The sequence below is a fragment of the Rahnella sp. 1L-D-7-B-C2 genome, from assembly GCF_057290995.1.
The window spans coordinates 221,554-245,611 of sequence record NZ_JBXAVQ010000002.1; the positions used below are offsets into that span (position 1 = coordinate 221,554).

Annotated in this window: 25 protein-coding genes, 1 tRNA gene and 1 pseudogene; 14 read left to right on the top strand and 13 right to left on the bottom strand. The window is 56.0% G+C overall.

The annotated features are described in order from the left end of the window. Positions 1-3 precede the first annotated feature (3 nt). Together flgC and flgB are read right to left on the bottom strand one after the other, a co-directional pair. Positions 4-408 (bottom strand): flagellar basal body rod protein FlgC, encoded by a 405-nt coding sequence (gene flgC, locus AC0Z7K_RS04600; protein ID WP_413529668.1) that lies wholly within the window; start codon positions 406-408, stop codon positions 4-6. 6 nt (positions 409-414) lie between these two features. Next, the gene (gene flgB / locus AC0Z7K_RS04605) at positions 415-825 is read right to left on the bottom strand and encodes a flagellar basal body rod protein FlgB (protein WP_112168155.1); all 411 of its coding nucleotides are present in this window, start codon (positions 823-825) and stop codon (positions 415-417) included. Between the two features lie 175 nt (positions 826-1,000). Between flgB and flgA the strand changes: the two genes are divergently transcribed. The 3 genes from flgA (at position 1,001) to AC0Z7K_RS04620 (ending at position 2,682) form a co-directional block, all read left to right on the top strand. Then, positions 1,001-1,726 (top strand): flagellar basal body P-ring formation chaperone FlgA, encoded by a 726-nt coding sequence (gene flgA, locus AC0Z7K_RS04610; RefSeq protein ID WP_485613081.1) that lies wholly within the window; start codon positions 1,001-1,003, stop codon positions 1,724-1,726. Positions 1,727-1,920: 194 nt separating this feature from the next. After that, a complete protein-coding gene (gene flgM, locus AC0Z7K_RS04615) occupies positions 1,921-2,223 on the top strand; it encodes a flagellar biosynthesis anti-sigma factor FlgM (protein ID WP_413529670.1) in 303 nt (100 codons plus the stop codon). Positions 2,224-2,244: 21 nt separating this feature from the next. Beyond that, complete coding sequence (locus tag AC0Z7K_RS04620; protein ID WP_413529671.1) at positions 2,245-2,682, top strand: flagella synthesis protein FlgN; 438 nt, start codon at positions 2,245-2,247, stop codon at positions 2,680-2,682. A 193-nt stretch (positions 2,683-2,875) separates the two neighbouring features. On the opposite strand, the gene AC0Z7K_RS04625 is transcribed toward AC0Z7K_RS04620, so the two are convergent. Continuing rightward, positions 2,876-3,178 (bottom strand): helix-turn-helix domain-containing protein, encoded by a 303-nt coding sequence (locus AC0Z7K_RS04625; RefSeq protein WP_413529672.1) that lies wholly within the window; start codon positions 3,176-3,178, stop codon positions 2,876-2,878. Then, on the bottom strand, positions 3,171-3,530 hold the full coding sequence (locus AC0Z7K_RS04630) for a type II toxin-antitoxin system RelE/ParE family toxin (RefSeq protein ID WP_485613083.1): 360 nt from the start codon (positions 3,528-3,530) through the stop codon (positions 3,171-3,173). Before AC0Z7K_RS04630 ends, AC0Z7K_RS04625 begins: the two co-directional genes overlap by 8 nt. A 234-nt stretch (positions 3,531-3,764) precedes the next feature. On the opposite strand from AC0Z7K_RS04630, the pseudogene dapF reads away from it, so the two are divergent. The 5 genes and pseudogenes from dapF to aroQ all read left to right on the top strand — a co-directional run. Then, a pseudogene (dapF, locus tag AC0Z7K_RS04635) lies at positions 3,765-4,492 on the top strand (diaminopimelate epimerase); the annotation flags it as partial. Between the two features lie 437 nt (positions 4,493-4,929). Further along, positions 4,930-6,309 (top strand): MFS transporter, encoded by a 1,380-nt coding sequence (locus AC0Z7K_RS04640; protein WP_485613084.1) that lies wholly within the window; start codon positions 4,930-4,932, stop codon positions 6,307-6,309. A 91-nt stretch (positions 6,310-6,400) separates the two neighbouring features. Continuing rightward, entirely contained in the window at positions 6,401-7,663 is a 1,263-nt protein-coding gene (locus tag AC0Z7K_RS04645; protein WP_413529676.1) for a gallate dioxygenase, read from the top strand. After that, entirely contained in the window at positions 7,660-8,496 is an 837-nt protein-coding gene (locus AC0Z7K_RS04650) for an amidohydrolase family protein (RefSeq protein ID WP_485613086.1), read from the top strand. The genes AC0Z7K_RS04645 and AC0Z7K_RS04650 overlap by 4 nt, the downstream gene beginning before the upstream one ends. A 15-nt stretch (positions 8,497-8,511) precedes the next feature. After that, positions 8,512-8,952, top strand: a complete 441-nt coding sequence (gene aroQ, locus AC0Z7K_RS04655) for a type II 3-dehydroquinate dehydratase (RefSeq protein ID WP_413529678.1) — start codon at positions 8,512-8,514, stop codon at positions 8,950-8,952. Here aroQ and AC0Z7K_RS04660 read toward each other — a convergent pair. Next, entirely contained in the window at positions 8,921-10,192 is a 1,272-nt protein-coding gene (locus AC0Z7K_RS04660) for a LysR family transcriptional regulator (protein WP_485613087.1), read from the bottom strand. The two genes, aroQ and AC0Z7K_RS04660, sit on opposite strands and share 32 nt — an antisense overlap. A 162-nt stretch (positions 10,193-10,354) precedes the next feature. Between AC0Z7K_RS04660 and galB the strand changes: the two genes are divergently transcribed. The 4 genes from galB to AC0Z7K_RS04680 are packed head-to-tail and all read left to right on the top strand — an operon-like array spanning position 10,355 to position 13,834. After that, on the top strand, positions 10,355-11,110 hold the full coding sequence (galB, locus tag AC0Z7K_RS04665; protein ID WP_485613088.1) for a 4-oxalmesaconate hydratase: 756 nt from the start codon (positions 10,355-10,357) through the stop codon (positions 11,108-11,110). Then, the gene (locus tag AC0Z7K_RS04670) at positions 11,107-11,832 is read left to right on the top strand and encodes a 4-carboxy-4-hydroxy-2-oxoadipate aldolase/oxaloacetate decarboxylase (protein WP_413529681.1); all 726 of its coding nucleotides are present in this window, start codon (positions 11,107-11,109) and stop codon (positions 11,830-11,832) included. The genes galB and AC0Z7K_RS04670 overlap by 4 nt, the downstream gene beginning before the upstream one ends. A 9-nt stretch (positions 11,833-11,841) precedes the next feature. Next, positions 11,842-12,954 (top strand): 4-oxalomesaconate tautomerase, encoded by a 1,113-nt coding sequence (locus tag AC0Z7K_RS04675; protein WP_485613089.1) that lies wholly within the window; start codon positions 11,842-11,844, stop codon positions 12,952-12,954. Next, positions 12,947-13,834, top strand: a complete 888-nt coding sequence (locus tag AC0Z7K_RS04680) for an NAD(P)-dependent oxidoreductase (protein WP_485613386.1) — start codon at positions 12,947-12,949, stop codon at positions 13,832-13,834. Before AC0Z7K_RS04675 ends, AC0Z7K_RS04680 begins: the two co-directional genes overlap by 8 nt. Before the next feature lie 709 nt (positions 13,835-14,543). Here the strand turns inward: AC0Z7K_RS04680 and AC0Z7K_RS04685 are convergent. The 7 genes from AC0Z7K_RS04685 to AC0Z7K_RS04715 form a co-directional block, all read right to left on the bottom strand. Continuing rightward, entirely contained in the window at positions 14,544-15,503 is a 960-nt protein-coding gene (locus AC0Z7K_RS04685; protein ID WP_485613091.1) for an oligopeptide/dipeptide ABC transporter ATP-binding protein, read from the bottom strand. Beyond that, a complete protein-coding gene (locus AC0Z7K_RS04690; RefSeq protein WP_485613093.1) occupies positions 15,503-16,531 on the bottom strand; it encodes an ABC transporter ATP-binding protein in 1,029 nt (342 codons plus the stop codon). The genes AC0Z7K_RS04685 and AC0Z7K_RS04690 overlap by 1 nt, the downstream gene beginning before the upstream one ends. Position 16,532: 1 nt before the next feature. Beyond that, a complete protein-coding gene (gene ddpC, locus AC0Z7K_RS04695; protein ID WP_485613095.1) occupies positions 16,533-17,444 on the bottom strand; it encodes a D,D-dipeptide ABC transporter permease in 912 nt (303 codons plus the stop codon). A 3-nt stretch (positions 17,445-17,447) separates the two neighbouring features. Next, positions 17,448-18,464: an ABC transporter permease gene (locus tag AC0Z7K_RS04700; protein ID WP_413529687.1), complete on the bottom strand. Its 1,017-nt coding sequence runs from the start codon at positions 18,462-18,464 to the stop codon at positions 17,448-17,450. 63 nt (positions 18,465-18,527) lie between these two features. After that, positions 18,528-20,108: an ABC transporter substrate-binding protein gene (locus tag AC0Z7K_RS04705; RefSeq protein ID WP_485613096.1), complete on the bottom strand. Its 1,581-nt coding sequence runs from the start codon at positions 20,106-20,108 to the stop codon at positions 18,528-18,530. Positions 20,109-20,145: 37 nt separating this feature from the next. After that, positions 20,146-20,727, bottom strand: coding sequence for a D-alanyl-D-alanine dipeptidase (ddpX, locus tag AC0Z7K_RS04710; RefSeq protein ID WP_485613098.1), 582 nt, complete (start codon positions 20,725-20,727; stop codon positions 20,146-20,148). A 30-nt stretch (positions 20,728-20,757) separates the two neighbouring features. Continuing rightward, positions 20,758-21,630, bottom strand: a complete 873-nt coding sequence (locus AC0Z7K_RS04715) for a MurR/RpiR family transcriptional regulator (protein WP_413529690.1) — start codon at positions 21,628-21,630, stop codon at positions 20,758-20,760. Between the two features lie 395 nt (positions 21,631-22,025). Between AC0Z7K_RS04715 and AC0Z7K_RS04720 the strand changes: the two genes are divergently transcribed. Beyond that, positions 22,026-22,101: transfer RNA gene (locus AC0Z7K_RS04720), tRNA-Asn, on the top strand. A gap of 145 nt (positions 22,102-22,246) precedes the next feature. Here the strand turns inward: AC0Z7K_RS04720 and AC0Z7K_RS04725 are convergent. Further along, a complete protein-coding gene (locus tag AC0Z7K_RS04725) occupies positions 22,247-22,399 on the bottom strand; it encodes a Hok/Gef family protein (protein ID WP_112168542.1) in 153 nt (50 codons plus the stop codon). A gap of 321 nt (positions 22,400-22,720) precedes the next feature. Here AC0Z7K_RS04725 and AC0Z7K_RS04730 point away from each other — a divergent pair, with 321 nt between their 5' ends. After that, the gene (locus AC0Z7K_RS04730; RefSeq protein ID WP_485613100.1) at positions 22,721-24,034 is read left to right on the top strand and encodes an NAD(P)/FAD-dependent oxidoreductase; all 1,314 of its coding nucleotides are present in this window, start codon (positions 22,721-22,723) and stop codon (positions 24,032-24,034) included. The last annotated feature ends 24 nt before the right edge of the window (positions 24,035-24,058 follow it).

A 24,058-nucleotide genomic window follows, 5' to 3' on the forward strand; every position in this document is an offset into this window, starting at 1 on the left:
CCGCTATTGACCCAGAGTGAGAGTTTTCATCATCAACGACTTGGTGGTGTTAAGCACCTCGACGTTGGCCTGATAACTGCGGGAAGCGGAGATGGTGTTCACCATTTCGCTGACCACATCTACGTTTGGCATCTGTACATAGCCTTTGGCATCCGCCATCGGATTACCGGGCTCATACACCATGCGCATCGGCGCCGGATCATCGACGACCTGCGCCACTTTCACCCCGCCGGTTTCCTGACCGGGTGCGGCATTGACCTGAAACACCACCTGTTTGGCCCGATAAGGCTGGCCATCGGGACCGGTGACGCTGTCGGCGTTGGCCATGTTACTGGCGCTGACGTTCAGACGCTGAGACTGCGCAGCGAGCGCAGAACCGGCGATATCAAAAATACCCAACATCGACATATGAAATTATCCTTGCAACACGGACATCATCGATTTGACCTGTCCGCCAAGGACGGTCAGATCAGTCTGATAGCGCACGCTGTTATCGGCAAAGTTGGTACGTTCACGGTCCATATCGACTGTGTTACCGTCCGCCGAAGGTTGGTCCGGGATCCGGTACATCAAATCCATATCGGCTGCCTGAGCGTTCGATGCCGGAATGTGGCGGTCAGAGGTCAGTGACAAAGACATACCGCTGCCACTGGCGCGGCCTTGCTCCATCACTTTCTGTAACTGACTGGCGAAATCAATATCGCGCGCCTGATACCCTGGGGTATCGGCGTTGGCGATATTGGCTGAAAGTATTTCTTGCCGCTGGGCGCGCAGGTTGAGCGCTTCCTGTTGGAACTGTAGTGCGGCGTTCAATTTGTCGAGCATGCGCCCTCCGCAAAATGAGATTTTGGAGCCGACAGCATAATTGCGGGTGTCAATAACCTATCGTCTGAATAAGCGCAAAATCGGGCGCTATTTGTTCCTTTAGGAATTGAAAAGTGCGGGTAGACTTGTCGCAGTAGACTTATGGCCCGCCGACTGGCACAAGGATAAATCGCGAATGAGCAGACTGATGATGAGACGCTGCCGCTTCATACTGACCTGCATGCTTCTGGGTGCGACGGTCAGTGCGGGCAGTTATGCGCAAAATGCACCGGTGAAAACCGTGCCCGCTCAGATCAATAGCGATACACTGCTCGCCAGCCAGCTACAGCAGTTCTTCCGTCAGCAATACGCAGACAGCGGAATGCAGGTTTCTGTGCAGGTCACCACACCGGTGGCGCGCCAGCCACAATGCCTCGCGCCGCAGTTTATGCTTTCGCCGAACGGCCGCACCTGGGGCAATGTGTCGGTGGCGGTAAACTGCAACGGAAAGAAAAGCTACGTGCAGACCAAAGTGCAGGTGAGCGGAACTTACTGGGTGGCGGCGAAAAATGTGCCTGCCGGTGCGCACCTTGCACAAACAGATATGCAGCAGAAGACCGGACGGCTGGATCTTCTGCCGCAAAAAGCGATTTTAGACAGCAAGCAGGCGCTTAACGGCGTGACCCTGCGCAACATCAACATCGGTCAGCCGCTGACGCTCTCGATGCTGCGCCGTCCGTGGATGGTTCACGCCGGGCAGGAAGTGCAGGTGCAGGCGACGGGCAGTGGCTTCAACGTGTCCAGCGCTGGCAAGGCCATGAACAATGCAGCAGCAAATGAATCCGTCCGGATCAGGATGCCTTCAGGCGTGATAGTCAATGGTACGGTGGGTTCCGACGGGGCTGTCACGGTGGAAATTTAGTGATGAATCGTCACTTTTTCGGCAATAAAGGCTAAAGTTATTCCTCCATATGTCGATAACACACGTATCAGAGTCGTCACACGACGGCATTTTTAGGGTGTTGACCCTAACTTATTGTCCTGAACAGTTCGTGCTTCGCGGAGCCATCGCACCTGCAACGTGAAGTATGACGGGCAATTACCGGAGAAAAAATTATGGCTATTGATCGTACTCAAGGCGTTTCGCCTCTCAGCCCGATCCAACAACGCGATCCTTCTGAAACATCTGTACAGAACGCGCGTAAAGAAGACACCGTTTCCAGTACCAAGACCAGCGGTACCGCAGTGACGTTAAGCGATGCACAAACCTCGCTCACCCAGTCAAGTGCGCAGGATATTAATACGGCCCGTGTAGACGAGCTGAAGCAGGCGATCCGTGATGGCAAACTGACTATGGACACGGGCAAAATTGCCGATGCCCTGTTGCAAGACACACAGGATTATCTCAAAGATTTTTAAGTTGAAAGGTAATTAGGCACGATGAAGAACTTTATCAAGACCATGACTACCCTGGTTGAAACGTTGCAAGCGCTGGATCAAGTGATTAATCACGAACAAACGATACTGTGCTCAGGCCGCGTTAACGGAGCGGCCCTGCAACATATCACCGAGCAGAAAAGCTCATTGCTGGCCACGGTAGACTATCTTGATAAACAACGCCGTCAGCACGACGAACGCCTGAAACAAACCGCCCCCTACTCGCGTCAGCCAGAAATCGCCGCGATGTGGAAGCAGGTGGTGCAGATGACCACCAAACTGAGTCAGATCAACCGGCACAACGGATTACTGCTGGGTAAACAGATCGACTACAACACTGAGGCTCTCGCGATCCTCAACGCCAGTCAGTCGCAGAAATTCTATGGTGCGAACGGGCTGGAGACGGTGACGGGACAAAGTGTCCGTAAGATCTCCGTCTGATTTCAGGCTAAACGGGTCTGAGTGCCTTGTGCTCGGATCGAGATCGTTTTTTGCGACAAATTTAAGGCGTGCAATCCCCCCCGGCCTCCCCTTCGCAGGGGAGGTGCAAAGTAAACCCTTACCGTTTTTTCTCCCCCAGGTCGGTGTGGCCAATGCCCACTGTTTTGACGCTGATAACGTTAAAACTGTTCTTTTAAACGGCAAATTCCATATGTTTACCATCAGGCAATTCGACATTGAGCCGTAGTTTACCGCCCATCGCTTCGATATAGCGTTTCATGGTGGAGAGCTTGATGTCGTTTCCGCGTTGTTCAATAGCGACAACGGAGGGTTGGCTGATACCCATCGCTTTCGCCACTTCGGCTTGTGACATAGCCAATTGCTCGCGAAGTGCCTGAAGGCGAACTTCAAGTAGCATCTCTTCCGCCATGCGGGTAATACGTTCCTGACTTTCCGGCGAACGCTCTGCCATTAACTGCTTAAGATTCTTAGCCATGATCTGATCCTTGTGGCTGTTGCAGATGCTCCAGATAAGCCTGATCGGCTACTCTTAACATCCGCTGATAAAAGAGTTTTTCATTTCCTTCTTTCTTCGCGGCGCAGAGAATAATTGCCTGACGAAAGGGGTCAAAGGCAAAAAACGCCCTGAAAGGATTTCCCTTATGCTGTACGCGCAATTCTTTCATGTGCATATAAGCGGATTCATACACTGTATCAACCAGTGGCCTTCCCACCTTCGGGCCACCGATACTTAACGCCAACATACCTGCCAGTAACTTCTCCTGCGTCTTAACATCTTGCTGTTCAAACCACATATCGAAAATTGCTGTCGTGAGTACTGGCCACATAACTCATCATCCTTGTATAGACTATAATCTATAAATCGTACTCTACAAAGTGATAAAAAAATAAGCGTAAAAGCGATTTACACAGACTTGCAGATGAAATTACGAGACAACGTCCAAAATGTGCCCCTCACGGAAGAGCTGGCCTGGTTCAACCAGTCAAAATTAAGCTGACAAATTGGCGGTTTACGATTAAAGCTATTCATAACGATGATAAATTGGCCGGGAGCCATCACTATGATTTTCCACCGCTATCAGGGACTGGGTAACGATTACCTGGTCTGCCATCACAGCGTCGCAAGCGCGCTCTCCGGCAAACAAATCCAGCGCATCTGCGATCGCCATTACGGCATCGGTTCCGACGGTTTGCTGATCGATTTCGATGACGCCGAAATCCCTGTATTACGAATCATCAATCCCGACGGTTCTGAGGCCGAGAAAAGTGGCAACGGGCTGCGCATTTATGCCCGTTATCTGTTTGATATTGGCCGCGTCGGCCATCAGCCATTTCTGGTCAATACGTCAGGCGGTCAGGTCAGATGCGAAGTGACCGAAGGCGCGCATCAGGTGATCGTCGATATGGGGCAGGCAAAGTTTGCGCCGTCGGCGTTACCGGCAAGCGTCGAAGGTGATGAAGCGCTTGCGCTGCCGCTGGTAGTGGGCGGCCACACGCTCAGCGCCACGCTGGTGTCGATGGGAAATCCACATTGCGTCATTCTGGTAGAGAAACTGGATTTAACTCTTGTGAAGCAGCTCGGTGCGGAAATAGAAACGCTGGCGATTTTCCCTAAACGCACCAACGTACAATTCGTGGAAGTGCTGGATCGCAGCAATATCAGTATCGGCATCTGGGAGCGCGGGGGGGATATACGCTGGCATCCGGCAGCAGCAGTTGTGCAGCAGCCAGCGCGATGCGCAAACTCGGGCTGGTGGATGAAAACGTCACGGTGCATATGCCGGGCGGCCAGCTGGCGATCCGCTTCAGCGGTGATTTTCAGGTGAATATGCGCGGTCCGGTGCAGAAAATCGCTACCCTCACACTCGATGACGACTGCTTCTGGGATATGCCTGGCTGAGTGATTTGACGTTATTTACGCCCTCTGTGATTTCCCTTCTTTCAAAATCTTATCGCCGACGGCAGCCTGCCTGCCGTTCTTTCAGAAACGCTGACATAAACAAAACTCATACCTGCATAATGATTTTATGGCAGACAGCGCCGTTTGCAGCCCCTAAGTTGGTAATCTGGAAGTGCGGCAATGACAAGTCAAATCATTGTTTAATAAATAAAATAATTTTAATAAAACCCCACCACGGGTCTGCGGCGTGCCCCGCCTGCCGGTGGAATCATTCTCAAAGTTTTAATCCGATCACATATTAATAAAAAAAACAGAGAGCGTACCCTATGAGCAACAACACCATCGTGGATGTCAAAACGTGGATAGACGAACGCCCGATATCGAAATATCAGTGGGTGGTTCTGTCGCTGTGTTTCATCATCATTATGTTCGACGGCTATGACGCCGCGGTGATGGGTTTTATCGCCCCTGCGCTGATTGAAGACTGGGGCATCAGCCGCGCAGAGATGGGGCCGATCCTTGGCGCCGCCATGTTTGGAGTAGCGATTGGGGCGCTGATCGCCGGGCCGAACGCCGACCGCTTCGGGCGCAAACGCGTGCTGATGTGGTCGATTTTGTGTTTCGCACTCTTCAGCCTGCTGAGTACCTTCGCGCGTACGCCGATGGAAATGGCCTTGCTGCGTTTTCTCACCGGCCTGGGGTTAGGCGCGGTGATGCCTAATACCGTGACGCTGGTTTCCGAATACATGCCGGAGCGCCGTCGCAGCCTGATGATCACCGTTATGTACAGCGGTTTTAATGTCGGCTCCGGCGCGGGCGGTTTCATCGCCGCAGGCCTGTTGCCGGATTACGGCTGGAAAGCGGTAATTTTTGCTGGCGGGATTTTGCCGCTGCTGATGCTGCCCTTGCTGATGTGGATCCTGCCGGAGTCGGCCATGTACATGGTGGTGCGCAACGTCGCCAAAGAAAAGATCGCCAAAGTGCTGACCCGCGCCGGTGGCATTTTCAGCGCCAACACCAAATTTGTGCTCAAAACGCCGGTCATTCAGAAAAAAGCCAAAGTCTTCCAGCTGTTCACCAATGGCTATGCCAAAGGGACCGTCGTGCTGTGGGTGACCTATTTCATGGGGCTGTTCGTGATTTACCTGCTCAACGGCTGGCTGCCGACCATTATGCGTAACGGCGGATTTTCGCTGGAGCGCGCAGCGATTGTCGCCGGTCTGTTCCAGCTGGGTGGTACCTTCGGCGGCCTGATGGTCGGCGGGCTGATGGATCGATTCACCGCAAAACGCGTGATCGCCGGTTTCTACATGATGGGCATGGTGAGTTTGCTGTCACAGGGCATCGGTAACTTTGGCCCGGACGTTCTCGCCCTGCTGGTCTTCATCAGCGGCGTGTGTATTAACGGCGCACAAACAGGGTTGCAGGCATTTTCACCGGCCTTCTATCCGACCGAGATGCGCGCCACCGGCGTCTGCTGGATGCACGGCATTGGCCGCAGCGGCGCGATCATCAGCTCCTCGATGGGGGGCATTCTGCTGGGTGTCTTCTCCGGCGAAAACATGATCTTCATGATTCTGGCACTGCCTGCCCTGCTGGCTGGCCTGAGCATTCTTTTACATCGTGCGGCGCACCCGGCCGAGACGCTCAAGGGGGTTGATATTACTGACATCCCGGAGTTGTCGCGCACCATGAATGTCCGCTAATCTCTGGATTAGCCTTCTGATAATTAGACCGAAACATTACTCACGCGGCTTATGCGCCGCGCTTACCCTACATCAGTATTAAGGATTGAAGATGGCTAAGATCATAGGCGGTTTAGCAGTTTCACATACCCCGACCATCGGTTTCGCCGTGGATCACAACAAACAGGAAGAGAGCGCCTGGGCGCCGATTTTTGAAGGCTTTGCGCCGATGCAGGAATGGCTGGAAGAGAAGAAACCCGACGTCCTGGTCTACATTTTTAACGACCATGTCACCTCTTTCTTTTTCGATCACTATTCAGCTTTCACATTAGGCATCGACGATCATTATGAGGTTGCCGATGAAGGCGGCGGCCCGCGTGATTTACCACCGGTAAAAGGCCACGCGGCGCTGTCGCAGCACATTGGTGCCAGCCTGATGGCGGACGAATTCGACATGTCGTTCTTCCAGGATAAGCCGCTGGATCACGGCCTGTTTTCGCCGCTTTCAGCCCTGTTGCCACATGATGGCGGCTGGCCGACGCAAATTGTCCCCCTGCAAATCGGCGTGTTGCAGTTCCCTATTCCCACCGCCCGCCGTTGTTACAAGCTCGGTCAGGCACTGCGCCGCGCCATTGAAAGTTTCCCGGAAGATTTAAATGTGGCGATTGTCGCCACCGGCGGCGTTTCTCATCAGGTGCACGGCGAGCGCTGCGGCTTTAACAATCCGGACTGGGACGAGCAGTTTGTCGATATGATTGTCAACGATCCGGAGCGGCTGACCGAAATGACGCTGGCGGAATTCGCCACGCTCGGCGGAATGGAAGGCGCGGAAGTGATCATGTGGCTGGTGATGCGCGGTGCGCTGTCTGCCAACGTGAAGAAAACCCATCAGGCCTATTACCTGCCGTCGATGACCGGCATCGCGACGCTTATCCTTGAAAATCAGTCCCGCGAAGCGCCGTTTGACGTACATCAGCGCCAGCGCGACAAAATTGCGCAACAGCTGGCGGGCGTGGAAAAACTGCCCGGCACCTATCCGTTTACGCAGGCGCGGAGCCTCAAAGCCCTGCGCATCAACCGGTTCCTGCATCGCCTGATCCAGCCCGCGTGGCGCGAACGTTTCCTTACCGATCAGAACGCTATGTTTGCCGAAAACAAACTCACCGATACCGAGCAAAAACTCCTGCGCGAACTGGACTGGCGCGGCATGATCCATTACGGCGTCAGTTTCTTCCTGCTGGAAAAACTCGGCGCGGTCGTCGGCGTTTCCAACTTACATATCTACTCCGCGATGCGCGGCGAAACGCTGGAAGAATTCCAGAAAACCCGCAATCAGCAAGTTCTCTATTCAGTCGCAGGTAAAGCGAAAGCATGACGATATTTGAGCAACCTAAGATCGACACCCATCATCATGTGTTTGATCCGGCGCGCTTCCCGTACCTTCCGGACACACCTTACCGTCCGGAAGGGCACGAGATTGGCACTGCCGATTATTACCGCGCGGTGATGCAGGCGTATAACATCCGTCATTCACTGATTGTCGGTCCGACGTCCGGTTATAACACCGACTGCGCCTGTCTGCTGGATGCGCTGGAAAAAGGTAACGGGCGTTTCAAGGGTATCGCGGTGGTGCCTTTTGATATCACGCAGGACCGGCTTGCGCACCTGAAGCAGGCCGGTGTGGTGGGAATTGCGATGAACGTCGCGATGCTTGGCACGCAGCCGTTTTTGCATCTCGACCGGCTGATGGGTGACCTCGCCGAACTCGACCTGTTCGCCGCCATTCAGGTGCAGGACGATCAGCTGCTGGCGCTGCTGCCGCTGATTAACCGCACGCGAACGCGGCTGCTGATCGACCATTCCGGCCGCCCGGATGTGTCGCAAGGCCTGCAACAACCGGCGTTTCAGGCGCTGCTCAGGCTGGCCTCACAGCAACGCACCTGGGTAAAACTCTCGGGATTGTCGAAGTTTAGCCGCCAGCCGTTTCCTTATCAGGACGGCCACGCGTATCAGCACGCGCTGCTCGACGCCTTTGGCGCCGGGCACTGCATGTGGGGATCCGACTGGCCGTTTCTGCGCGCCGAACACCGGATGGATCTCGGTACGTTGCTGATGCTGGTGGAACAACTGTTTCCCGATGAAAAGACCCGACACCAGATCTTGTGGCAAACGCCGAAAGACCTGTTTGGCTTCAAAGATTACGCATAACGATAAGGGATGATAATGAGCTATAAAATTGCCGTCTTTAACGGCCCCAACCTGAACCTGCTTGGCACCCGCGAGCCGGAAACTTACGGTCACGACACGCTGGCGACCATCGAAAAACTTTGTCACCAGACCGGCGAAAGCTGCGGCGCGGTCATCGAATTTTTCCAGACCAACCATGAAGGCGAGATGATTGACCGCATTCAGGCCTGCCGTGGCAAAGTGGATGCGATTGTCCTCAACGCTGCCGCGTGGACGCACACTTCCGTCGCCATCCGCGATGCGGTGACCGCCGTCAGCCTGCCGCTGTATGAAGTGCACATCACCAACGTCCACAAGCGCGATGCGTTCCGCCACCACTCGTTTCTTTCCGACGTCTCCGTCGGCGTGATTTGCGGGTTCGGCATTCAGGGATATGAATATGCTGTCAGGCAGGCGGTGGTGAATTTGAGTAAGTGATTAACTCCCTGTCCTGCGAAGGTGTGGAGCAACAAACCCGTCTGATCTCTGCCACTAAAGCCTCGGCGGCAGGTGAAAGCAGACTTCCGGCGCGGTAGGTCAGGCCGATGGCGCGATGCGTATCGGCCAGATCCAGCGGCAGTTGCACCAGTTCACCGGACGCCAGTTCGTGCTCCAGCTGGCGCGCAGACACCGCCGCCAGCATGTCGGATCCGAGCAGTAATCCGCGCACAATGCCCAGATCGCCGCTTTCCACCACCGGATCCGGCGGCGGAATATCCATCGCGGCAAAACTGTTATCCAGCAACCGTCGCGCCGGCGTTTCAGCACGTGGCAGCACCCAGCGCGCTTCGCGTAAATCCTCACAGGTCACCTCTTCCGCCAGCAACGGATGCCCCTTTCTGGCCAGAATCACCATGCTTTCGGTGAACAACGTTTCGTTCACCATATCCGCCGCATAATCGCTTGAGCGCAGCGCACCGAAGATAAAATCCACTTCGCCGGAACGCAGTTCGGAGGCCAGTGCGCTGAATGCGCTTTCGTTAGTCACCACTTTCACGCCGCCGTAGCGCTGCGTCAGGCCGATGATCGCCTGCGGCAACAACCGCGTGCGTCCGAGCGGCAACGCCCCGACCTGCACGGTGCCTTCCAGCACGCCGCACCGGGCGGCAATGTCCGCCGGAATATGCCGAAGCTCGTTCAGCGCACGACGCAGATTAGGCACGATGTCCTGCCCCGCCAGCGACGGCATCATGCCGTGCGGCGTGCGTTCGAGCAGTGCCATGCCCGCGCCGTTTTCCAGCACTTTTAGCGCCGCACTGACCGCCGGCTGGCTTAGGCCCAGCAGCGTCGCGACCGTCTGCATATGGCGTGTTTTGCACAGGGAGATAAAAATTTGCAGTCGGCGGACGTTGAACAGATACAACGGCTCAGTTTCGCTGCGCGTCTGCCCCGCTTTGCCGTGAAGTTTCGCCAGCTGCGCCGGGATCAAATGCAGCTCGGCGATCGCCCGTCGCGCGCGCGGTAATACGCATTTGCCGAAATCGGTCAGCAGCATGCCGTTGGCATGGCGTTCAAACAGCGGCACCTCCAGCGCCTGCTCCAGGTCACGGATCGCCCGGGTCACCGCCGACTGTGTGCGGTACAGCTCATCGGCCGCACGCGATACGCTGCCCTGATCGACCACCTGACAAAAGGCCCGTATTTGCATCAGGTTACTCAACATCTCAGCTTGCGCCATCCCCTTCTCCCGTCAGGTTTTTTTTCGTGACATCCCTCTGCAATATAAATAAAACGCATACCCTCTGCAATTAAATGAATTACCCGCCGGATACGCGGACTGACAGCATGGCCGTACGCAGAACCTCTCCCCGGATCAGAACAAAAACGAAGGAAACGCCTCATGACTCAGTTCAAGCAAGATGATGTAAAAAACGCCAAAAGTGCTTTAGTCGTCAGCGCCCACTCCGCCGATTTCGTCTGGCGTGCAGGCGGTGCCATCGCCAAACATACGCAGGACGGTTACGCCGTTCACATCGTTTGCCTGTCTTTTGGTGAACGCGGGGAATCGGCCAAACTGTGGCGTAAAGGCAATATGAGTGAAGATATTGTGAAGGCGTCGCGCCGTGAAGAGGCGATGGCGGCGGCGGAAATTCTCGGCGCAACCGTCGAATTTTTTGATATGGGCGATTACCCGTTGCGCGCTGACAAAGAATCGCTGTTCCGCCTGGCCGATGTTTATCGCAGGGTGCAGCCACATTTCGTGCTGACGCACTCCCTGAAAGACCCGTACAACTACGATCATCCGATGGCCACTCATCTGGCGCAGGAAGCGCGGATTATCGCCCAGGCTGAGGGGTATAAGCCTGGCGAAACCATCATCGGCGCGCCGCCGGTTTACTGCTTCGAGCCGCATCAGCCGGAACAGTGCGAATGGAAACCAGACGTTCTGCTCGATATCACCGACGTCTGGGACAAAAAATATCAGGCCATTCAGTGCATGGCCGGACAGGAACATTTGTGGGAATACTACACCCGCGTTGCGCAGCAGCGCGGCGTACAGGCCAAACGTAACGTCGGCATTACCAGCACCAAAAACATCGTGTATGGCGAAGGCTATCAGAGCATCTTCCCGCGCGTGACGGAGGATTTAGCATGAGTCTGATCGGTAAAAAAGGCGTGGTGGTGCGCAATATTCCACGAGCGAACAAAGCGGACGTGACTGCGCTGGCCGCGTTCGGCGTAGCAACGGTTCACGAAGCGCAGGGGCGCAAGGGCCTGCTGGATCCGGCCATCCGACCGATCCAACAAGACTGCGCGATTTCCGGCAGCGCCGTCACGGTTCTGACCGCTCCGGGTGATAACTGGATGTTTCATGTGGCGGTCGAACAGTGTCAGCCGGGCGATATTCTGGTAGTCGCACCGACTTCTCCCTGCTCCGACGGTTTCTTCGGCGATCTGCTGGCAACGTCGCTGAAAGCGCGCGGCGTGGTCGGGCTGGTCGCCGATCTGGGCGTACGGGATACCAAAACCTTACGTGAGATGGGGTTCCGCGTCTGGTCACGGGCGGTTTACGCGCAGGGTACGGTGAAGGAAACGCTCGGTTCGGTGAATGTGCCGGTGGTCTGCGCCGGTCAGCTGGTGTATCCGGGCGATGCGATTGTGGCTGACGACGACGGCGTGGTGGTCATTCGTCGTGAAGATGTCGCGCAGGTTCTGCACGCCAGCCGTGAACGTGAAGCGCTGGAAGAGAGCAAACGTGCGCGCATGGCCGACGGCGAACTGGGGCTGGATATCTACACCATGCGTCCGCGTCTGGCCGAAAAAGGGCTGACCTATTTCGATTCCACCGAAGATCTGGAACAGGCTGAAAAACGCTGAGGAGCCGCCATGCCACAGACCCGAATTCCCTGCATGATGATGCGCGGTGGTACGTCTAAAGGCGCATTCTTTCTGGCTGAACATTTGCCACGGAGCGAAAAATTGCGCGACAACGTGCTGCTGGCGGTAATGGGTTCACCCGATCCGCGTCAGATTGACGGCATAGGCGGCGCGGATCCGCTGACCAGCAAAGTGGCGATAGTGCGACCGTCCCGGAGGCCAGACGCCGATGTCGATTATCTGTTTGCGCAGGTCAGCGTCGGTCAGGCAGTGGTGGATTACGGACAAAACTGCGGCAATATTCTGGCCGCGGTCGGCCCCTTTGCCATCGAACGTCAGCTGATAGCCGCCCGCGAAGGCATCACGCCGGTGCGTATTTTTATGGAGAATACCGGCCAGATTGCCACCGCGTATGTGCCGGTGGAAGACGGACAGGTGCGCTATCAGGGTGATTTGCGCATTGACGGCGTGCCTGGCACAGCGGCGAAAATCAGCATCGAATTCGCAGATATTGCCGGTTCCAGCTGCGGCGCATTGTTGCCGACCGGTAATGCGCGCGATACCTTCGACGGCATTGAGGTCACCTGCATCGACAACGGAATGCCGGTAGTTCTGCTGCGCGCCGCCGATCTCAGCCGCAGCGGCTATGAAACCCGCGAACAGCTGGACGCCGATGACGAACTCAAACAGCGGCTGGAATCCATCCGCCTGCAGGCCGGTGCGAAAATGAATCTTGGCGACGTCACTCAACGCACCGTGCCGAAAATGACGCTGATCGCCGAACCGCGCAGCGGCGGCACACTCTCCAGCCGGACATTTATCCCTCACCGCTGCCACGCGTCGATCGGCGTGCTTGGTGCGGTCAGTGTTGCCAGCGCCTGCCTGATCCGGGGCACCATCACTGAAGGGATAGCGCACACGCCTTCCGGCAACTCGCCACTGGTCAGCGTGGAACACCCGACCGGCGAATTCAGCGTCGAATTACAACTCGATCCGACCCGCACTGGCGCAGAACGTCTGACCGGCTGCGCATTGTTACGCACCGCGCGGCTGATTTTTGAAGGCCGCGTCGCCATTGCGGCCAGCGTCTGGGACGGTCGTCAGGAGAATCATGATGAATAACGTTACCCGTATTGCCGTAATCGGCCTCGGAGAAGTCGGCACTATTTTGGCCACCGATTTAAAAAAGCAGGATCCCTCACTGGATATCGTTGCGTTCGATAAACAAACCGGTTCTGACTTTCTCTCAGAACGCGCTCATCTGGCGGGGATCCGTCTGGAAGCAACCCTGCAAGACGCCGTCAAAGGCAGCCAGATCATTTTCTCTGCCGTCACCGCCGCCGAGTCGCTGAGCGTCGCCCTCGACGTCGCACAGCATATTTCGCAGTATCAAACCTTCCTTGATGTAAATTCAGTCTCGCCAAACACCAAACGCAGCGCAATGGCCGCGATCGAACAGGCCGGCGGCGTATACATTGATGTCGCCGTGATGGCACCCTACCCGCCGGCACGTCTGAAAACCCCGCTGCTGCTCGGCGGTACGCACGCCCACGCGGTCAGCGAATGGCTCAACGGACAAGGTTTCCGCAGTCAGGTACACGGCAACGTGGTCGGCGAAGCCTCGGCAATCAAGATGTGTCGCAGTGTGATGATCAAAGGACTGGAAGCGCTGACCGCCGAATGCCTGACCGCTGCCCGGCAATACGGCGTCGAACAGGAAGTCGTCGCTTCGCTGCACGCCAGTTTTCCGTCACTGGGCTGGGACGGAGCATTCCCGCATTATCTCATCAGCCGGATAGCGGAACATGGCAAACGCCGCGCGGAGGAGATGCGGGAAGTGGTCAAAACATTGGAAGACGTCGGCGTCGCCGCAGACATGAGCCGCGGGACAGTGCTGACCCAGCAAGGGCTGGTAGATGCGCTGGCCGCGGAGAGGATTGGGTACAGGGATCTGGAGCCGTTTGACTGGATCAAGACAGTGGATATTTTGCATCGTCGGTGAGTGCTCGGGTGGGGCACTCGCGCATTTTAAAGCAGTTTTGCGCATATTTCGGTTTCTTATTATCGGTGATCTCCTGGCCTTTCGCGCCGAAACCGAGCAAGGGAGGAAAGTGCTTTTCCTCCCTTGCATCCCTCCTCGCTTTTTAAAAACGCGCTGTCGCTGGGCCGATGGACGTGTTCTGTAGCTTCCGCGTGTGGCGCAAAACCCTGCCGCTGCGCGGTTCCCTCACTCGGTCTTCGAGCCATAGGTCTCGAAGCCGCTCCGTTCAGCAGGATTTTTTGATCGCGCCATTTCACAATTTTTAACGTCAAAATCATATGAACAATGAGCAAAGTATTTTGCTTTTAAAATGATCCGAGCCGGTTAAGTTGTGACCTGGAAGCCTTTAGCCGCTTTTAAAAATCACGCCGTAGGAAGAGGTGGAAAACCGCGCGTTTTTTTGCGCGGGTTGTAACCCGACCGAAGGGCACCGCGCAGCGGCGGGATTTTGCGGCAATAGCGGTAGCTGCTGAAACATAGCCGGTGTGCATGGCACGGGTGTGAAAAAGCGAGGGGAGTGCAGAGGGGAAAAGCTTTTCCCCTCTGCTCGGTTTCGGCGCGACATGCCATGTGATCACTGCTATTCAGAAACCGAAATATTCTCGATCTACTTTTATTTCGAACGGCGTTTAATGCCGCCAGTGCATCGGCATCTGCACAAAATAACCATTTATGACCGCTCAGCCACATCTACGCGATGACACCTCGCAACACAGCCTCCCGCCGCGCGGGCCAAATCCTGCGGCATCTGACACCCGTCTCCCGCCAGCGGGCACCGTTCCCGGAAATAACAGCCTTTCGGCAGATTTCGGTTACTGGGTAACTCGCCTTTTTTATCGATAATCCCGTCATCTAGTGCTCGCCCGGCGCGGGGGACGGAATCGAGCAGGAGCCGAGTGTACGGGTGCTGCGGATCGGTCAGCACTTTTTCTGCCGCTCCGAGTTCAACGATTTGGCCAAGATACATCACCGCTACGCGATCGCTCATGTGGCGTACCACCGACACGTTGTGCGAAATCAGCACAAACGTCAGATTGCGCTGGCGTTGCAGTTCGACCAGCAGATTAAGGATCTGCGCCTGTACGGAAATATCCAGCGCTGAGGTCGGTTCATCGAGCACGATGATATCCGGCTCGGAAGAAAGCGCGCGGGCAATGGAGATGCGCTGACGCTGGCCGCCGGAAAATTCATGCGGCAGGCGGTCGAGGTACTCCTTGCGGATGCCCACCTGCCCGGCCAGCGTGGCGGCTAACTCGCGGCGCTCACGGCTGCTGTTGTGTTTTTGCACGTAGACCGGCTCGGTAATAATCCACCAGATCGGCAGACGCGGGTCGAGTGAGGACTGCGGATCCTGAAACACCATCTGCATGCCGGAACCAAACCAGGAGTTATCATGACGGGCGCGGTGAATCTCACCGCTGCTTGGCTTTTGTAAGCCCATCAGCAACTGCGCCAGCGTACTTTTCCCACAGCCGGACTCGCCAACGATCCCCAGGGTTTCGCCGCGAATAATGTTGAGATCTAAACCATTCAGCGCGTGAACGTAGCCGGTCGGTTTGCCTCGCCAGTTGACGGTCGCAGGGAAATGCACGCGCACATCCTGAAGTTCCACTAAGTGTTCGGCAATCATCAGGAGAGCTCCTCAATGTGTGGGATACGTATCGGATTGGCAAAACGTTGCGGATGCCAGCAGGCGACGGATTGCTGCGGAAATTCCGTCTGCGGAGCAAGTTCAGGTGTGATGAAACAACGGTCGTCGGCGTGCTGACAGCGCCCGCGGAAGGCGCAGCCCTGCGGGAGGTTGGCAAGATTCGGCACCGTGCCGGGGATGGCTTTTAGCAGGCTGCGCGGCGTGCCGTTTTCCGGCGCGGCCTGCAATAATCCGATGGAATACGGATGCGACGGCGAATCGATGACATCCGCCGTGTTGCCGCTTTCAATCACATGTCCGGCGTACATCACGTAAACCCGGTCGCACAGTTGCGAAACCACCGCCATGTCGTGAGTGATAAACAACACCGCCGTGCCGCTGGCACGGGCTTTGCGCTGTAAAAGTCGCAAAACCTGACGCTGCACGGTGACGTCCAGCGCGGTGGTTGGCTCGTCGGCAATGATAAGCTCCGGTTCGCAGGAAAACGCCATCGCGATCAGAACACGCTGACGCATCCCGCCGGAAAGCTCAAACGGATAGCGCGACATGACCTGTTCCGCGTCGGCGATCTGCATGTCGTCGAGCAGGCCGATAGCCTTTTTCCACGCCTGCGCACGGCTGACTTTCTGATGCAGGCAGATCACTTCGCACATCTGTCGGCCAATTTTGCGCGTCGGGTTCAGCGCGTTCATCGGCTCCTGAAAAATCATCGCCACCCGTGCACCGCGCAGGCTCCGCATCTCTTCTTCGCTGGCGCGCACCACGTCGGTGCCGAGCATGTTGATTGTGCCACCGGTGACGGTAAAACCGTCCGGTGGCAGCAGGCGCATCGCCATCATCGCGGTGACCGATTTACCGGAGCCGGATTCCCCCACCACGCCGACAATTTCTCCGGTGTTCACCGCCAGCGAGACCTGATTGAGCGCTTTCACTTCGCCGCCGTAAACGGGAAAGACCAGTTGTAATTTGTCGATTTCCAGCACCGGAGCGGTGTGTCGTTCAGTCATCTCAGCGCCCTCTGCTTTTCGGATCCAGCAGGTCGCGCAGACCGTCGCCGAACAGGTTGAAACCGGTGGCCGTGATCAGAATGGCCACGCCGGGAAACGCCGAATACCACCACTGATCGAGAATATAGTTACGGCCATTGGAGACCATCGCGCCCCACTCGGCGGTCGGTTGCTGTGCGCCGAGGCCGATAAAGCCCAGCGTGGCGGCCATCAGAATTGAGGTGCCGATATCAAGCGACGCCTGCACCACCAGCGGCGGCATGACATTACGCAAGACGTGCCAGGTGATGAGATGCCAGCGCGACGCGCCGAAGGTACGCGTTGCCTGCATGTAGGCCTGATGGCGCAACATCAGCGTTTGCCCGCGTGCCAGCCGGACGTAAAACGGAATACGCACCACGGCAATCGCCAGCATGGCATTGAAAAGACTCGGGCCGAGGGCGGCGGCCAGCGCCATGGTCAGCACCAGCGACGGTACCGACAGCATGATATCCATACCGCGCATGATCAGCGCATCCACAAGACCGCCCACCACGCCGGAGAAGCAACCGAGCAGTGAACCGATGCTGCCCGCGATGATTACCACCGCCAGCCCGGCGGCGACCGACTGCTGGCTGCCTATCAATACCCGGCTGAATAAATCGCGCCCGACTTCATCGGTGCCAAACCAGTGGCCGGAGGAAGGTGCCTGCAAACGATCGGTCAGGCTGATAGCGTTCGGATCGTGCGGCACCAGCCACGGGGAGAAAATCATGATAAACAGCACAATAAGCATGATTGCCAGACCCAGCATGGTCAGCGGGCTACGGCTCAGCAGATGAAATGTGCGCCGCCAGCTGGCGAAGCGCGGCCTGACGTCAGGTGCCACGATATCGGCACGCTGATTGTTCACACCCGGTTCAATAACAGACATCGGTCACCCCTCCCGGCCAATGCGTGGGTCGATCCACACATACAGTAAATCCACACACAAATTGACGATGACGTACGCAAACGACACCACCACCGCAAAACCCATCACCGCCGGGAAATCCAGCGCCTGAATCGAGTTAACCACGTACGCCCCCATCCCTGGCCAGGCGAACACGGTTTCCGTCAGCACCGCGCCGTAAAGCAAATCGCCCATCGCCAGACCGAGCACCGTCACCGACGGGATCAGCGCATTGGGCAACGCATGGCTGAGGATCACCCGCCAGCGCGATAAGCCGTTGGCACGCGCCGTGCGGATATAATCTTCATTAAGCTGTTCGAGCATCGCCGAACGGATCTGCCGCGCCACAATCCCCATATGCACGAACGCCAGCGTCAGTGCGGGCATCGCCAGATGCTGCAGACTGTTCCAGAGGGTCTCCCAATTGCCGGTCAGTAGAGAATCAAGCACGTAAAAACCGGTGATATTGGCGGGCGGATCCAGCCAGTCATCCAGCCTTCCGCCCCCCGGCAGCAGGTTCAGATGGCCGTAAAACAGGATGATGACGCCCAATCCCAGCCAGAACGCCGGGGTGGAAATCCCCAGAACGGAAAGTAAACGCACCAGATGATCGGGGAATTTATTTTGATAAACCGCAGACAGCACGCCGAGCGGAATACCCAGCACAATCGCCAGAAACAGCGCGGTAAACGCCAGTTCTAAGGTGGCCGGGAAGAAGGCTTTCAGGTCTTCCAGCACCGGCCGACCGGTGCGAATCGACGTTCCAAGATCACCATGCAGCAAATCGCTGACGTAACGAAAAAACTGCACATATAACGGCTGATCCAAACCCAGTTGCTGACGGATATGCTCAACCATTTCATTGCTGGCGCGATCGCCTGCCAGCAGACGCGCCGGGTCGCCCGGGATCATATGCGAGATGATAAAAGTAATAACGCATACCCCTATCATCACCAAAACCAGCCCCCAGCATCGCTGGCGGATTAGTGTCCAGAAAGTCATCGTTATTTTTCCCCGTAAAACCCCTCACATGGTAGAAAGGGGTCTTCGTGAATGATATCGCCGTTATTGCTTGCTCATCTGGCCGACGTTAAACACCTGCTCCAGCATCGGGTTGAACACAAAACCTTTGACGTCTTTGTTCATCGCGACCTGATAGTTTTTCTGGAACAGATACACGTAGGCCGCTTCATCGATAACGATTTTCTGTGCCTGCTGGTAATAATCCGTGCGCTGTTTCTGATCGGTGACCGACACCGCTTTTTTCAGCAAGGCATCGACGTCTGGATTGGAATAGAAGGAACGGTTGCCCGGCAGCCCTTTTTTGTCGGACTCGAACCAGTAGTTCATAAACATGTACGGATCGGCGAAATCAGGGCTCCAGTTGCCGATAGAAATATCGTAATCGCCCTGCCCGATGCGGTCGCGCATGGTGGCGTTGGCCAGTTTTTCCAGCTTGACGCTGATACCCGCCTGACCGAGGCTCGCCTGCACCGCCAGCGCGATAGATTCCCAGTTCGGATCGTTATCTGAATAGAGGAAGTCCAGCGTCTGAGGTTTGTCTTTCACTTTCGCCAGATCGGCTTTGGCCTGGGTCATGTCGAGGGTGTACTGTTTCGCCGTCGGGTCGAAGCCCCACATGCCATCCGGGATCGGCCCGCGCATCTGTTTGGCGTTACCGCCCATAATGCCTTTTACCATGCCCTGATAATCCACTGCTGAGGAAATCGCACGGCGCAGATCCACCTGATTGAGTGGCGTTTTTGCGTTATTAAGATACAGATAGGTGACGCGCAGCGAAGGGAATTCTTCGACGGCGACTTTGTCTTCTTTCTTCAGCGCCGCCAGCTGATCCATCGGCAGGGAATCGGCGATATCCAGATCGCCACGCGACAGCTGCAGGCGGCGGGTGGCACTCTCGCCGATAATTTTCACCGTCACGCGTTTAAAGGCTGGTTTAGCGCCACTGTAATGCGGGTTCGGCACCAGCACCAGTTGCTGGCCTTTCTGCCAGCGGTCCAGCTTGTAAGGGCCGGAACCGGCGGTATGTCCCGCCAGCCAGGCTTTGCCTTCATCGGCTGGATTGGCTTTAGCGATGGCCGGATTGACAATGCCTGCGCCGTCATTGGCCAGCGTGTACAGGAAGGGCGCAAACGGGGATTTCAGCGTAAAGGTGACGGTCATCGGATCAACTATCGTGACGGTCATGTCTTTCGGAAAGGCTTCCGACGGACCCTGACCGATTTTCATCAGGCGCTCAAACGACCATTTCACCGCATCGGCGTTAACGTCAGTGCCGTCATCAAATTTTGCGCCGGGCTTGAGTTTGAATGTCCACACCAGCTGATCCGGTGACGCGGTCCAGCTGGCGGCCAGATCGCCTTCCACCTGCGTCGAACCTTTGCCCCCTTCCGTCTTGTACTGGACGAGTCGCTGATAGGCCGGATAAGTGACCGTCCAGTCGTTGTTGTCGATAGTCACCGCAGGATCCAGCGTTTGCGGGTCCGCAGCTTTACCAATCACCAACATGTCTTTTGGCACGGCGGCCTGCGCGGAAAGACTTAACCCTGATACAGCGAGTAAAATGGCACCGGCGATCCGTGTTTTGGTGATTGTGCGAAACGTACTGATTGCTGTGTTATTCATCGTTGAACTCCTGGCTTGAGGAAAAGTGAGACGAAAATCAGGCGGCGTTAATTGGCGGATAGCAACCAAACCGCTCTTCCAACAACGGATACGTTTTGGCATCCGGTAATTCAAAGTGCCACCACTCGCTGGTGATACCCTTGTAGCCACCTGCGGCCATGACGGCGTTAAGCAAAAGTCGGTTGCGCTGAATGTGCGGCGGTAAATCCGGATAAAACGGATGCGAGACTTCGGTCATTTCGTCAAAGCCTGCGCCCATATCCAGTACCTCACCACGCTCATCGAGCAGGGTAAGATCCACCGCCACACCGCGGCTGTGGTGCGATCCGAGTTTGATATCCACCACATAATCCGGATTGGGAAACGCGGCCCACAGACAGGCCTGCGCCGCCTGCGGACGATAAGCGTCGTAAATTTTCAGCCGAAATCCCGCCAGCTTTGCCACGGCGTTACAGCGAACCAGCGCGGCGGCAGCGTCCGGATGCAACAGGCAGAGCGACTCGCGATAAATCGGCTGACCGGTCAGGTTATCTGCCGTGGCATATTTCAGGTCGATCACCGCATCGGGCAGCGCGTGCGCCAGATCGGTCAGGGGTACGTCAGGTGTTTTGGTATTCATTAATAAACTCTGTCCGCTGTTTTTAGAAAATTACGATTCAAACTGCCCGAGCTGTTTCTGCAAAATCCGGTTATTTGCCAGCCGCTCTTCGACGTCGTTACCCCGCAGTTCCAGCACCGAGGAACACAGCAGGTTGAAAAGGCAGCTAAGCGGCGCCATCGAATCCCAGAACTGGCCGGTGTCAGTTTTGACCTGCAACAAATCCACCGGATAGTCGCGCGCCCAGGGGCAGTAAATGTCGGTGATCAGCGCCACGTTCAGCCCGCGCTCGCAGGCCGCTTCACAATAGGTTTGCGCCAGTTTCGAATAGGCACGGGTGTCGGTGACCACCAGATACGGGCGGGCGAATTCGGAATTCAGAGATTCGACATAGGTGCCGGACAGGCCGTCGGCGAAATACACTTTCGGGCGCAGATATTCGAGATAGCTCGAGAAGTTATTGGCAATCCCCCGCACCGACTGGATGCCGAGAATAAACACCGCATCAGCCTCAGCCAGTCGGCGGCTTACCTGCGCAAAGCTGTCGGTCTGCGCCAGCTGATAGACGTGATGGATGGCTTCGAGTTCAAGCGTCAGCGACTGCTCAAGCTTTTCCTGCCGCGGTTGTTTGCTGCGTTCGCGGTAAGCTCCGAGGCGGTCAGTGACCACCCACGGCTGGTAGGCGGTACCACTTTGCTGACGCAGCGTTTGTTTGAAGTCATCCAGATTCCGATACCCGAGGCTGCGCAAATAACGTCCTACCGAAATCCCGCTGGTCGCCGCACTTCGCGCGATGCTGTCGGCGGTCTCAAACGGGATTTGTGCAAGATTCGCCAGCAAATAACTGGCAATGCGTTTCCCCGTCGGCGTCTGTCCGGCAAACGAGGCTTCGATTTGTTCAATCACATCCTGCGCTGGCTGCATCGGTTAATCTCATGTTGCTTTATTGTCATAAAGCTAGTTGTTGTTAGTGAGATAACAATGCACGGGGTGTGCCAATTACGAAAAATGATTGAAATTTGTGCAGCAGATCTGCATTCACTGTCATCTCAGGGCTAAAGAGTGGCAAAAAACGTGCTTAGGATTTGGGATCTGCAACAATGCTGGTAACTGATGCACAACAAACAGGCAGCTTATGAGTGCTTTTAGTGCAACATCAACTTTCAGCGTGAGGGACAATGAAAAAAATGGTGGAGGATTTAATCACTTTGTCTTAATAGTCAACAAGTTGGATATTAAGAAAGCAGTCAGACAACTTTTTTCTTTAACCCTTTGACATGCACAGGGGCAGTCGCTATTATTCGCCCCGTTCCAACGATTCCTCTGTAGTTCAGTCGGTAGAACGGCGGACTGTTAATCCGTATGTCACTGGTTCGAGTCCAGTCAGAGGAGCCATATTAGAAAAGCGCGCTTAAGGAAACTTAAGCGGGCTTTTTGCTTTTCGTCGACGGGCTTTAAAGAAGCAACGTGAAATAAATGGGTGCCTGAGGTCCTATGCTTCGACAACAACCAAAAAGGTGGGGCGAACCCCACCCTACGGTTAGCGCTTAATTTCGTAGCTTAAGACTGCCGCAATTTCTGTCAAACCCTGTTTAATGTGCAGCTCGCACAGCGAGTCACGTACCATCCAGGTCCAGGCCAACAGCGTGAAACAAATCACGATGAGTCCATGCAAAACAAGCTTTCGCGACATCTTACCCTCCGTTGCATTTCTGCTTTTAAGAGGCTATCCTGCTGTTGTCTGGACAGAGGAAGAGCCTCGGGTTGATTGAAAAATTAACTCGGGGCTTTTGCCTTATATGTCCTGAACAACAATGCTCAAGCCACATAAGCCTCAAGCACCCGCGCGCATTCTATCAGCATCCCCTTGCCTGCTTTTTGTTCACTTTGTCCTAATTTTCACCGTCGCTTTCTTTCACCTAATGCCGGCATATCTTTAGCCTGATTACGCATTAGACATCTATACGGCTATGAATTAGGATCGAACCATCCGGGATAACGGCATGATGCGACAATGAAAATTAGAAATTTACCACTCGATCAAAATATCAACGGCTGGGCGGCACTCAGGGGAGATACCCCGCGTCATCCGGCTTTACACGGCAAAGTGACGGCGGACTGGCTGGTGATAGGTGCGGGGTTCGCCGGGCTGGCATTTGCACGGCGGATCGCCGAACTCCGTCCGCATGAGCACGTTGTGGTACTCGAAGCTCTCGACGTGGCAGATAATGCCTCGGCGCGTAATTCGGGGTTTGTGATAGACCTGCCGCACACGGTGGGCAGTACGTCGGCAGAGTTGGAGCAGGCGCATACCTATCGGCGGCTGTTGCAATATGGGCTGATGAGTTTGAAAGAGACGGTGGATCAACACGCTATTGAATGTGACTGGCAGAATTCTGGGAAATACCATTGCGCGGTCAGCGAGCAGTTTGACGGCGAGATTGCGCACTATCAGCAGGAGCTCACGACACTCGGCGAAAGCTTCGAACTGCTGGATAACGCGGCGCTGAAACAGCGTTTGGGCACCGGTTTTTATCGCAGCGCCGTGTATACGCCGAACTGCATTTTGGTGAATCCGGCAGCGCTTATCAGCGGGCTGGTCGCCACGCTGCCGCCGAACGTGACGGTCTACGCCAATTCCCCTGCCTTGCAGATCGAAACCCAGGGCGCTATCCGGGCTGAAACGCCCCATGGTGAAGTGCGGGCGCGCAAGCTGATGCTGGCGATCAACGGCGCGGCGCGGGGATTGCCGTTGTTTAAGGGGAACGTGTTTGCGATGTCGACCTTCGCGACGCTGACCGAGCCGCTGACGCCGGAACAGCGCCAGCGCATCGGCGATATTCTACCCTGGGGCTCAACGCCGGTGAATGCGCTGGCCGGTACGACCCTGCGCTACACCGCCGATCACCGTTTTCTGATCCGCGAGCACGTCAACTTTACGCCGGGGCTGGTGACCGGCGCGGTGGAAACTGGCCGTCACGCCCGCCGCCATCAGCAGCTGTTCGCACGAATTTACCCGCAGTTGCAGGACGTCAATATGGCTTATACCTGGTCCGGGCTGATCAGCATTACCCGCAACGGTGCGCCGGTGTGGGGGAATCTGTCAGAGAATGTGTATTCGTCGGCGGGATGTAACGGCTCAGGAAGCTCCAAGCAAAGCGCATTTGGCCGGTTGCTGGCGGAACATGCGCTGGGCGAAGACAACCCGCTGCTGGCGGATATGCAAACCGTCGGGCGCGCCAATTATCTGCCGCCCCGCCCGTTCCTGGATGTCGGTGTGAAAAGTTTTATGGCCCGTGAGCGCTGGCGTTCGCGCAGTGAGCTGTAAACGCTGTTGAATAAAACCGGTCAC